At 75.7% G+C, this 12,236-nt stretch carries 2 protein-coding genes; one reads left to right on the forward strand and one right to left on the reverse strand.

What is annotated here, in order from left to right; translation table 11 throughout:
- Nucleotides 1–43: 43 nt before the first annotated feature.
- On the reverse strand, nt 44–9,679 hold the full coding sequence (locus tag EV372_RS07685; protein ID WP_130395435.1) for a non-ribosomal peptide synthetase: 9,636 nt from the start codon (nt 9,677–9,679) through the stop codon (nt 44–46).
- Between the two features lie 1,154 nt (nt 9,680–10,833).
- Here EV372_RS07685 and EV372_RS07690 point away from each other — a divergent pair.
- The gene (locus EV372_RS07690) at nt 10,834–12,213 is read left to right on the forward strand and encodes a serine hydrolase domain-containing protein (protein ID WP_130395436.1); all 1,380 of its coding nucleotides are present in this window, start codon (nt 10,834–10,836) and stop codon (nt 12,211–12,213) included.
- Nucleotides 12,214–12,236 lie beyond the last annotated feature (23 nt).

A 12,236-nucleotide genomic window follows, 5' to 3' on the forward strand; every position in this document is an offset into this window, starting at 1 on the left:
GGACCGCGCGGACGCCGCCGACCGGCGGCGCCCGCGTCCCGCGTCACATCTGTTCCAGCAGCACGTCCTCCACCGCCTCGGCGTAGGCGCGCACCGTCTGGTGGTCGAACAGCAGCCGGGTGGGCACCGTGACGTCCAGCAGGCGTTCGACCTCGCGCACCACCTGGAGGCTGCGCACCGAGTCCCCGCCGATGTCGAAGAAGTTGTCGTCGCGCCCGATGCGCTCCAGCCCCAGGGTGCGCCCCCACACCTCGGCCACGGCCTCCTCCGTGGGGGTGCTCGGCTCGACGTGGACGGGCGCGGCGGCGCGCGCCCAGGCGGGTTCGGGCAGGCGGGCGCGGTCCACCTTGCCGTTGGCGTTGAGCGGCAGCGCCTCCAGCACGGTGACGGCCGCGGGCACCATGTAGGCGGGCAGTTCGCGGGACAGGCGCTCGCGCACCGATTCGGCGTCCACCTCGTCTCCGGTGACGTAGGCGACGAGCTGGCGTCCCCCGGCGGGTGCCTCGGCCACCAGCACCACGGCCTGGGCGACCCCGGACCCGCGCAGCAGGGCGGCCTCCACCTCGCCCGTCTCGATGCGGAACCCGCGCAGCTTCACCTGGCCGTCCGCGCGGCCCACGAAGACCAGGCGCCCCTCGGCGGACCAGCGCACCAGGTCGCCGGTGCGGTAGAGCCGCCCGCCGTCGCCGAAGGGGTCGGCCACGAAGCGCTCGGCGGTCAGGCCGGGCTGGCCGTCGTAGCCGCGCGCCGTCCCCGGCCCGGACAGGTACAGCTCGCCCACCGCGCCGGGCGGAACCGGGCGCAGGGCGCCGTCCAGGACGTGGGCTCCGGTGGCGTCCATGGGGCGGCCGATCGGGCAGTGCCCGGCGTCGGCCTCCTCCGCGCTCAGCGGGGTGCACGTGGCGAAGGTGGTGGCCTCGGTGGGCCCGTACACGTGCACCAGGGTGGTGTCGGGGCACGTCCGGCGCACGCGGGCGAGGGAGGCCGGGTCGGCGGCCTCCCCTCCGGTCCACAGTTCGCGCAGCCCCGCGAAGCACCCCGGGTCCTGCTGGGCGAAGAGGTTGAACAGGGCGGTGGTGAGGAAGACCGCGCTGACCCCGTGCCGGGCGGTGTGCTCGCGCAGGGCGTCGGCGGAGACCGGCCCGTCGGCCACCACCGCGGTTCCGCCGTTGAGCAGCGGCACCCAGACCTCGTAGGTGGCGGCGTCGAAGGCGTGCGGGGAGTGGAACAGCACCCTGTCGTGGCCCTCGCGCCAGCGGGAGTCGGCGCTGAGGGCGACCACGGCCCGGTGGTCGACCACCACGCCCTTGGGCGTGCCCGTGGAGCCCGAGGTGAACATGACGTAGGCGGCGGTGTGCGCGTGCACCGGCCCCCGGCGGGCACCGGCCCCGCCCCCGCTTCCCGTTCCGGTGGTCGTACTCGCACCGGCTCCGGTCCCTGCGTCAACACCAGGACCCGAGCCCTCACCGACATCAGCGTTCGCACCGGCCCCGGCTACCGCGCCAGGGGTCACACCCGGACCGCCGTCCGCGCCAGCACCGGACAGTGTGCCGTCGGCGGCGTAGCCCACCACCGCGTCCACGTCCGCGCAGCGGTCGGCCATCCCGGGGTCGGCCACGGCCACGCGCGCGCCCAGCGCGCGGGCCAGGGAGGCGACCCGCTCCGCCGGAACGGTCTCGTGCAGCGGCGCGTAGGCCGCCCCCGTGCGCAGGACGCCGAGCATCGCGGCCACCACCCGAGGCGAACGCGGCATGAGCAGCAGCACCCGGGACTCCGCGCCCACGCCCAGCGCGGCCAGGCGGTCGGCGACCCGGTCGGCCTCGGCGTCCAGCTCGGCGTAGGTCCACTCGCCGTCCGCGCCGACCAGGGCGGTCGCCTCGGGGTGGCGGGCGGCCCGCTCGGCGAACAGCGCGGTGACGGTGGCGGCGGGCGGCTCCTCGCCGCCGCCGTCGGCCAGGGCCAGGGACCGGGCCGGGTCGGCCCCGGCCACCCGGCCCAGCGGGCGTTCGGGGTCCTCGGTGAGCGAGACCAGGATGCGCTCCAGGTCGCCCAGCAGGCGGTCCGCGGTCGCGGTGTCGAAGCACGCCGGATCGTGCCCCAAGACCAGGCGCAGCCCGTCGGAGGCGTAGGCGCTCAGCGCGAGCGGGTAGTTGGTGGCCTCCACCGCGTTGACGAACCGGACCCGCAGCCCGTGTTCGGCGGCGGCCGCCTCGTCCACGGGGTAGTTCTCGAACACGACGACGCTGTCGAAGAGCGGGGTGTCCCCGGGCAGGCCCGCCTCGGCCTGCACGCGCGCCAGCGACAGGTGGTCCTGGGCCCGCGAGCGCGCCTGGTCCTCCTGGAGGCGGCGCAGCCACCGCGCCACGGGCTCGGCGGGATCGACGGCCACGCGCACCGGCAGGGTGTTGATGAACAGGCCCACCGCGGCCTCCACCCCGGGCATGTCGTCGGGGCGGCCCGAGGTGGTGGCGCCGAAGACCACGTCGGCCCGCCCCGAGTACGCGGACAGCAGCAGGGCCCACGCGCCCTGGACCACGGCGTTGACGGTCAGGCCGTGGGCGCGGGCGAAGGCGTGCACGGCTCCGGCCCGCTCCGGCGCGAGGACGGCCTGGCTCCGGGCGCTGGAGCGGGCGGCGCGTAGTGCGGCGGGCGGCCGGTCGTAGGGCAGCGGTGTGGGCTCGGTGACGCCCTCCAGCACGCCCCGCCAGAAGGCGTGCCCCTCCTCGGCGTCGCGTCCGGCCAGGCGGCGCAGGTACTCCCGGAAGTCCGGGCGCGCGGCCGGGACGCCGCCCCGGTAGGCGGCCAGGACGTCCTCCATGACCAGGGGCAGGCTCCATCCGTCCAGGACGAGGTGGTGGAAGGTCCACACCAGGCGCACGGAGGTGTCTGCGGTGCGCAGCAGGGCCACGCGCAGGAGCGGGTCGCGGACGGGGTCCACACCCCGGGCGGCGTCCTCGGCCAGGTGGTCGGCCAGGGCCCGCTCGCGCTCCTCCTCCGTCGCGCCGCGCAGGTCCAGGTGCGCCACCTCGACGGGGACGGCGCGGTGCACGAGCAGGACCGGTTCGGGCAGTCCCTCCCAGGCCACGCGGGCGCGCAGGACGGGGGTGGCCGCGACCACCCGCCGCCAGGCGCGGCCCAGGGCCCCGGGGTCGCCCACGCCGTCCAGGTCCACGACCACCTGCTCCAGGTAGGAGCCGGAGTCGGGTTCCAGGGCGGAGTGGAAGAACATGCCCTGCTGCATGGGGGTGAGCGGCCACACGTCCTGGACGTCGCGGCCGTCGCCGACGAGGCGGTCGACCTCGTCCTGCTCCAGGCGCACGAGCGGGAAGTCGGAGGGGGTGGCCCCGCCGTGGGCGGGGTCCAGGCAGTGCTCGACCAGCGCGGCGAGTTCGGCGGCCATGGCCTCGGCCAGGCGGCGCACGGTGGCCGTGTCGTGGACGGTGGCGGCGTGGTACCAGTCGAAGACCAGGCGCTCGCCCTCGAAGCGGCCCACCACCTCGACCAGGTGGGCGCGCTCCTCGTCCGGGGAGTGCTCGCCGCCGGGGTTGAGCCGCATCGCGGTGTGCAGGGCGCCCCGACCGGGGTCGGTGTCGAAGCGGCCCAGGTAGTTGAAGCTCACGCCGGGCGCGGGGTCGCGCTCCAGGCGGGCCCGCTGCTCCGGCGTGCCCAGGTGGCGCAGGGCGCCGTAGCCCAGCCCGTTGCCGGGGACCGCGCGCAGCATCTCCTTGGTGGCGCGGATCTGCTCGGTCCGGTCGGGCCGGCCGGTGAGCACGACGGGGAACACGGTGGTGAACCAGCCCACGGTGCGCGAGGTGTCCAGGTCCTCGAACAGGTCCTCGCGGCCGTGCCCCTCCAGGTCCACGGGCACGTGCTCGGAGCCGGTCCACTCGCACAGCACCCGGCCCAGGGCGGACAGCAGCAGGTCGTTGACCCGGGTGCGGAAGGCCGCGGGCGCCTCGACCAGCAGGCGGCGGGTGTCCTCCTCGGACAGCCCGGCGGTGACCACCTCCTGATCGCGCACCAGGCCGTTGCCCCGGCCGGGGTGGTCGCGGGGCGGTTCGGCGCGGGTGGCGGCGACCCCGGCCCAGGTGTCGAGTTCGGCGTCGAAGGCCCCCTCGGCGGTGTGCCGGGCCAGGCGGTCGGCCCACACGGAGAAGGGCGTGGTGCGCGGCCCCGGGTCCACGGGCGCGCCCTCGGCGGCCTGGCGGTAGGCGGTGGCCAGATCCTCCAGCAGCACCCGCCAGGACACCCCGTCCACGACGAGGTGGTGGGCGGTCAGCAGCAGCCGGGAGCCCTCGGGGCCGGAGTCGAGCAGGACGGCGGCGAAGACGGGACCGCGGGCCAGGTCGAGGCCGCTGTGGGCGGCTCGAATGCTCTCCTCGGCCAGGTCGCGGGCCCGCCCGGGTTCGTGCCCGGACAGGTCGACCACGCTCAGCGGCGGGGCGGCCGTGCCGGGTTCGGCCACGCGCGGGCCGTCGCCGTCGCGGCGCAGCCGCAGCATGTCGTGGTGGTCGGCGAGGGCGGCCAGGGCGGTGCGCAGGGCGCGCGGTTCCAGGGGCCGGGCGAGGTCGAGCAGCACGGACATGGCGAAGTGGTCGGGGGCCACGGGGTGGGTGCGGTCGAACCAGCCCATGACGGGCGTGGCGGTGAGCGGGCCGCTCACCGGTCCGGTGCCGGACGCGCCGGGCCGCCGTACCCGCGCCACCTCGGCCAGGGCGGCGACGCTGGGGTGGGAGAAGACGTCGCGGCTGCTCAGCTCCACACCGGCCCGGCGGGCCCGGGAGACCATCTGGATGCTGAGGATGGAGTCGCCGCCCAGGGCGAAGAAGTCGTCGTGGACGCCCACGCGCTCCACGGCCAGGACGGAGGCGAACACCTCGGCCAGGACCCGTTCGGTGTCGGTGCGGGGGGCGGTGTGCTCCCCGCCGTGCCCGGGGTCGGGCAGGGCGCGGCGGTCGACCTTGCCGTTGGCGGTCAGGGGCAGTGCGTCCAGGGCCACGACGGCGGCGGGAACCATGTAGCCGGGCAGGACGCGGGCCAGGGCGCGGCGCCACTCCTCGGCGGCCTCCTCGGCGGCCTCCCCGGTCGAGGGCACGGCGTAGGCGAGGAGCCTGCGCCCGCCGCCGGGTGCGGCGCGCACGAGGGCGACGGCCTCGGCGACGCCGTCCAGGGCGAGCAGGGCGGCCTCGACCTCCCCGGGTTCGATCCGAAAGCCCCGGATCTTGACCTGGGAGTCGGCGCGGCCGACGTACTCCAGCTCCCCGGAGCCGTTCCACAGGACGAGGTCGCCGGTGCGGTAGAGCCGTTCGCCGTCTCCTGCGGGGTCGGCCACGAAGCGCTCGGCGGTCAGTCCGGGGCGGCCCAGGTAGCCGCGGGCCACCCCGGCCCCGCCCACGTACAGCTCCCCGACCGCGCCCGGGGGCACCGGGCGCAGGAGGGTGTCGAGCACCCGCGCGCGCATGCCGTCCAGGGGCGTGCCGACGGGCACGGTGCGCACCGGTTCGGCTGTGCGCGCGGCGGGGTGGTGGGTGGCGAAGGTGGTGGTCTCGGTGGGCCCGTAGCCGTTGGCGACCGCAGTGCCGGGGCAGGCGTCCAGCACCCGGTGCAGGCTCGCCGGGCTGGCGGCCTCGCCCCCCGTGATGACCTCGCGCAGCGGGGCGAAGCAGGAGGGGTCCTGGGCGGCGTAGAGGTTGAACAGGGCGGCGGTGACGAAGGTGGAGGTCACCCGGTGGCGGCGGGCCAGCGCGCCGAACTCCTCGGCGCTCATGCGCCCGGGCGGCGCGACGACCACGGCCCCGCCGCGCAGCAGCGGCGTCCAGATCTCGTAGGTGGCGGCGTCGAAGGCGTGTGAGGAGTGGAAGAGCACCCGCTCGTCGCGGCCGCCGCCCCACCGGGAGTCGCGCGCCAGGGCCACCACGTCGGCGTGCGTGACCGCCACGCCCTTGGGCTCTCCGGTGGAGCCGGACGTGTGCATGACGTAGGCCAGCGCGCGCGGGTCGGCCTCGGGCAGGGGGTCCTCGGTCCGCACGGTCGGGTAGGGGCCGTGCCCGTCCAGGACCAGCACGCGCGCGTCGGTGCCCTCGGGCAGGCGGGAGCGCGAGGCGGTGTCGGTGACGATGACGCGCGCGCCGGTGCGCTCGACCGTCCAGGCCACGCGTTCGGCGGGGTCGTCGGGGTGGACGGGGACGTAGGCGCCCCCGGCGCGCAGCACCGCGAGCATCGCGGTGACCACGTGCGGCCCCCGCTCCAGCAGCAGGGGCACGGCGTCCTCCGTGCCGACCCCCCAGGCCCGCAGCAGGCGGGCCAGGTCGGCGGAGCGGGCGTCGAGCTCGGCGTAGGTCAGCGCCGGGAAGTCGCCGACCAGCGCCGGGGCGCGGGGGGTGCGGGCGGCCTGCTCCGCGAAAGCGGCGGTCACGGAGGCGGGCGCGCCCTGGGCGGGGGCGTGCTCCCAGGAGTCCAGGAGGGCGCGTTCGGCCTCGGGCCGCAGGTCCAGGGAGGCCAGGTCCAGGCCGGGGTCGGCGACGACGGCGTCGGCCAGCCGGGACAGGGTATCGGCCAGGGCGGCCACGCGCCCGGCGTCGTACAGGTCGGTGTTGTACTCCACCGACAGGCGCAGGGCGCCGTCGCGTTCGGCGTACTCGAAGACCAGGTCGGCCAGGGCGGCGGTGCGCGGCAGGTCGACCTCCTCCGCGCGCAGGCCCTCCAGTTCCAGCCCGCCGGTGTGGGCGTTCTGGAGGACCATCAGCGCCTGGAACAGGGGGCCGCGGGCGGGGTCGCGCTCGGTGACCAGGGCGTCGACGACCCGGTCGAAGGGCATCTCGTGGGCGAGGGCGGCGTCGGCATCGGCGCGGACCTGCCCGACGAACGCGGCCGCGGTGGTGCCCGGGCTCAGGCGCGAGCGGAGCACAACCGGGTTGACGAAGAAGCCGACCACGTCCTCCAGCTGGGGGTGGTCGCGTCCGGCGGAGGCCGCGCCCAGGGCGACGTCGGCCGAACCCGACGCGGCCGAGAGCACGGCCTGGGTCAGGGCGGCCAGGGTCGAAAAGAGCGTGGCGCCGCACGTCCCGCCCAGCGCGCGCAGGCCCCGGAGCTGGTCGGGGGTCAGGCGGGTGCGGTGGACGGCACCGGCGGTGGTGCGCCGGGCGGGGCGGGGGCGGTCGGTGGGCACGGCCAGCGGGGGCACGTCCTCCAGGACGCGCGCCCAGTACTCCAGGCGGCGCCGGGCCTCGGGCCCCTCCCAGCGGCCCTGCTCCCAGACGGCGAAGTCGGCGTAGTCGGTCTCCGCGCGGGTGTCGGGCTCCTCGCCGCGCACGGCGGCCCGGTAGTACGCGGCGAGGTCGCGGTGGAGCAGGTCGACCGACCAGCCGTCGCAGGCGATGTGGTGGGTGCTCAGGACCAGGACGTGGTCCCGCTCGTCCAGGCGCAGCAGCAGGGCGCGGGTGGGCGGACCCGCCACGAGGTCGAAGGGGGTGTCCACCTCGCGCAGCAGGTGCCGGTGCAGCTCCCGTTCGCGGTCGGCCGGGTCGGCGGAGGGGATCTCGCGCACGGTGAGCAGGTCGGCGCGGGGTTCGCGCACGTACTGGACGGGTTCGCCGTCGACGGTGTCGTAGGTGGTGCGCAGGGCCTCGTGGCGCCGCTGGAGCAGTTCCAGGGCGCGGCCGAGCGCGGGCACGTCGAGCGGTCCGCGCAGGCGGAACGCGCTTCCGGTGTGGTACTCGGCGCTGTCGCCGTCGAGCTGGTGCAGGAACCACAGGCGGCGCTGGGCCGCCGACAGCGGCAGCGGTCGGCCGCGCCCGGCCGGGACGATGGGCTCCTCGCGGCGCCCGGCGTCCTCGGCCGCGGCGATGCCCTCGGGGGTGGGGTGGCGGAACAGCGCGCGCGGGTCGAGGCCGGTGCCCAGGCGCTCGCCCAGGCGCCAGGCCACGCGGGCGGCGAGGATGGAGTCGCCGCCCAGGGCGAAGAAGTCGTCGCGGGCGCCGACGCGCGCCAGGCCCAGGGCCGCGGCGAACTCCTCGGCGGCGGCGCGCTCGGCGCCCTCGCGCGGCTCGACGTGGTCGGCGGCGGAGCGGACGGCGGGCGCGGGCAGGGCGCGGTGGTCGACCTTGCCGTTGGCGGTCAGGGGCAGCGCGTCCAGGGCCACGACGGCGGTGGGAACCATGTAGCCGGGCAGACGGTCGGCCAGCCGCTCGCGCAGGGCGCCGGTGTCGGCGGTCCCGACGACGTAGCCGACCAGGACGCGCGCGCCCGGGGCGTCCTCGCGGACGGTGACCAGGGCCTGGGAGACACCGTCCTGGGCCAGGAGCGCGGCCTCGATCTCCCCGGGTTCGATCCGGAATCCGCGGATCTTGACCTGGGAGTCGGCTCGGCCGACGTACTCCAGCAGGCCGTCGGCGTTGCGGCGCACGAGGTCTCCGGTGCGGTAGAGCCGCTCGCCGCCGCCGAGGGGGTCGGCCACGAAGCGCTCGGCGGTCAGCCCCGGTCGCCCCAGGTAGCCGCGGGCCACCCCGGCCCCGCCCACGTACAGTTCCCCGACCGCGCCCGGGGGCACCGGGGCCAGCCGGTCGTCGAGCACCCGGGCGCGCATCCCGTCCAGGGGCGTGCCGACGGGTACCGACAGCAGCGGGAGCCGGTCGCGGTCCACGGCGAAGTGCGTGGCGAAGGTGGTGGTCTCGGTGGGCCCGTAGCCGTTGGCGACGGCCGTGCCCGGGCAGGCGTCCAGCACCGCGCGGACCGCGCCGGGCGGGACGGCCTCGCCCCCGGCGATGACCTCGCGCAGCGGGGCGAAGCAGGAGGGGTCCTGGGCGGCGAACAGGTCGAACAGGGCGGCGGTGACGAAGGTGGAGGTCACCCGGTGGCGGCGGGCCAGCGCGCCGAACTCCTCCGCCGTGAGCCGCTGCGGCGGCGCGACGACCACGGCCCCGCCGCGCAGCAGCGGTACCCAGATCTCGTAGGTGGCGGCGTCGAAGGCGTGCGAGGAGTGCAGCAGCACCCGCCGGTCACGGCCGCCGCCCCAGCGGGGGTCGCGCGCCAGGGCCACCACGTCGGCGTGGGTGACCGCCACGCCCTTGGGCTCTCCGGTGGAGCCGGACGTGTGCATGACGTAGGCCAGCGCGCGGGGGTGGGGGACGGGCAGGTCCGGTCCGGTGGCACCGTTGGCGGAGCCGTCCCTGGCGGCACCGCCCACGGCCGTGCCGTCTCCGTCCGTGCCGACCCCTCCTCCCGCCTCCGCGCCGCCCTCCGCGTCCAGGTCCAGGATCCGGGCCAGGTCGGCCAGGCGGGCGGGCAGGCGGGGGCCGAGCGCGCGGTCGGTGAGCACCAGGAGCGCGCCGGTGCGCTCGGCGGCGGCGAGCACCCGCTCGGCGGGTTCGTCGGGGTGGACGGGGACGTAGGCGCCCCCGGCGCGCAGCACCGCGAGCATCGCGGTGACCACGTGCGGCCCCCGCTCCAGGGCGAGCAGGACGGTGCCCTCGGGAGCGAGCCCGTGGGCCAGCAGCAGGCGCGCCAGGTCGGCGGAGCGGGCGTCGAGCTCGGCGTAGGTCATCACGGGGAAGCCGCCGAGCAGGGCCGGGGCGTCGGGGGTGCGGGCCGCCTGCGCGGCGAAGGCCTCCGGGACCGAGGAGGGCGGGGCCGTGTCCGCGGGGTCGGGGGCGGGACGGGTGGACTCCTGGGAGGACAGCACGTGACGGCTCCTGGCGCGTGTTCGAGGGGGAGGACGGCGGAGGGTCGGGTGTGGGGGGCGGTGTGGGGATCCGGCCGCCCGCCGCCTCGGTGGTGACGTGGCCGTCCGGCGGCGGGCGGGCGGACGCGAATCGGACCGCCATTCCCAGCGGACCGCCGGACGTCAACAGAGCGTGCCATACCGGCTTATCCAACCGGGCACTTTACCAAAAACACCTTCATCCAGATATTCCCTTCGGCGACAGACAACCCCAGACCGAACACCTTGCATCACACGGAATACTCAAGCCCCAAATCAGACAAAATAGAGCAAAAGCCATATTCAACAGATCACGCCAGCACAAAGCCATGCAAAGTGAACAAAAGCCACACACGAGCGGAAGGTTTAGATACCGTACGGAGTGGTTAAATTACTCAAAGTAAAGGATCGGGCAATACCTGTCCACATGCGGCCATCAGGGAAATCCCCCCCGTCCGCAGGTCAGCCCGTACGCACGCCCCCGACGTACGACACCGCCGAAACCGCACTCCCATCCCGGACCCCGACGATCGCGCCCCAGCACCGCCCCGCGGGAGCGCGTCCGCCCGGGCGAGCACATCACCGCTGCTCAGGGCCCCTCCAGGCCCCATACCACACTCCGGAACCCAGTACACGGGTTACTCCACAAAAGACCGAACCGCGTTCACCCGACGATCTCTTCGGCCCCACTCCCGCAGAAGAACCGCCGTTTCAGCGATCAAAGCAGTGCATACGCGAACAGGAGCACTATTGACCGCAATCCCCCCTTCACCAGCACGAACGGGTGACAAGGAACACAATCACGCGGGTAAACCCAGGCCGTTGTCGACCGACGTCCACAACGTGACACGACCCTTCCGCCGAAGCCTTCACCGCCCTGACCGGAAGGCGAACCCCCTGCTAACGGCGGGGATACACCGGTAAAAACACGAAGGTCTCCGCTCGGGGCGAATGTCTTCACGCCCCGCAAATCTCCCGGAAGGCCCGGACCGTATTTTCCGTCACCTGGTTCCCGACATATCCGAAACCCTTGCCAAGATTCGAAGCGATATGTGAGTATCCGTGGCACGTGCGGTATACCGCCCCGTCCCCACCGAAGCGACCGGCCGCTCCCGTCCCGAGCGCCGGCCTTTCGGGTGCCCTCCGACTCCCACGAGGAGAACGTCGTGCGCGACGCCCTGTCCGACCTGCTCCGCCGGACCTCTCACCAGGCCGGCGTCCCCGGAGCCCAACTGGCGGTCTACCACCGCGGTGAGCTGCACACCTGCGCCACCGGGGTGGAGAACATCCAGACGGGGCGCCCCGTGGCGCCCGACTCGCTCTTCCCGATGGGGTCGGTGACCAAGACCGTCACCGCCGCCCTGGTCATGCAACTGGTGGAGGACGGCGACGTCGACCTCGACGCCCCGGTCCTGGACCACCTGGGCGGGGCCGCCCCCGACCACCCGCTGCGGGGCGCCACCCCCCGCCACCTGCTCAGCCACACCGCCGGGCTGGTCTCGGAGCGCTCCGAGACCGCGCCCGCGGCCTCGCTGCGCCGCTACGTCTCCTCGCTCGCGCCCGAGGACCGCGTCGCCGAGCCGGGCACGCTGTTCTCCTACTCCAACACCGGCTACGCCGTGGCGGGCCGCCTCGTGGAGACCGTCACCGGACAGGGCTGGTGGGAGACCGTGGAGTCGCACCTGTGCGGCTCCACCGGCATGGAACTGGCGCCGGTCCCGGCGCCGCGCCCCTTCCCCACCGCCGACCTGGTCACCGGGCACGCCGTCGACGGCGCCGGCCGGGCCCACCCGGTGGGCTTCCACATCGAGCCCGCGCTGGCCCCGGCCGGGGGCCTGGCCGCCAGCGCCACCGCCCTGGCCGCCTTCGGCCGCGCCTTCCTCGACCCCGAGCACGCCGCCCTGGACGGCGAGGTCGCCGCACCGGACGTGCTGCGCGAGATGGGCCGCTCGGTGAGCGTGGCCGACCCCTTCGGCCTGGCCGACGGCTGGGGCGCCGGATGGTCGCTGCACCTGGCCGGGGACCGCCTGTGGTACGGCCACGACGGCACCCTGGACGGCGCCACCTGCAACCTGCGCGTGGACCCCGAGGGCGGCTCGGTGGTGGCGCTGACCACCAACGCCACCACCGGCGTGACCGCCTGGGAGCACGTGGTCCGCGGCCTGCGCGAGCTGGGGGTGGACGTGGGCCACTACCGCCAGCCCGACGCCGCGGCCGAGGGCACCGCCACCGGGCCCGGCCCGGACCGCGTCACGGGGCGCTACGGCAACGGCGGCCTGGCCGCCGAGGTCGTCCCGGGCCGGGACGGGTACCGGCTGGTCATGTCCAACGGCTTCGAGGGCGCGCTGTCCACCGGCCCGGGCGGCGCCTTCCGCGTCGTCTCCGAGCGCCACGGCGGGATCGCGCTCAGCGGGCGCTTCCTGGCCGACCCCGCCGAGCCCCGGCGCGCCACGGCGCTCCAGTACAACGGGCGCACCCTGCGCCTGAGCGGGCTCGCCGTGGGCCCCAACGCCTGATCCACACCCTGCGCAGACGAGGA

It is taken from the genome of Nocardiopsis sp. CNZ308, assembly GCF_004217075.1.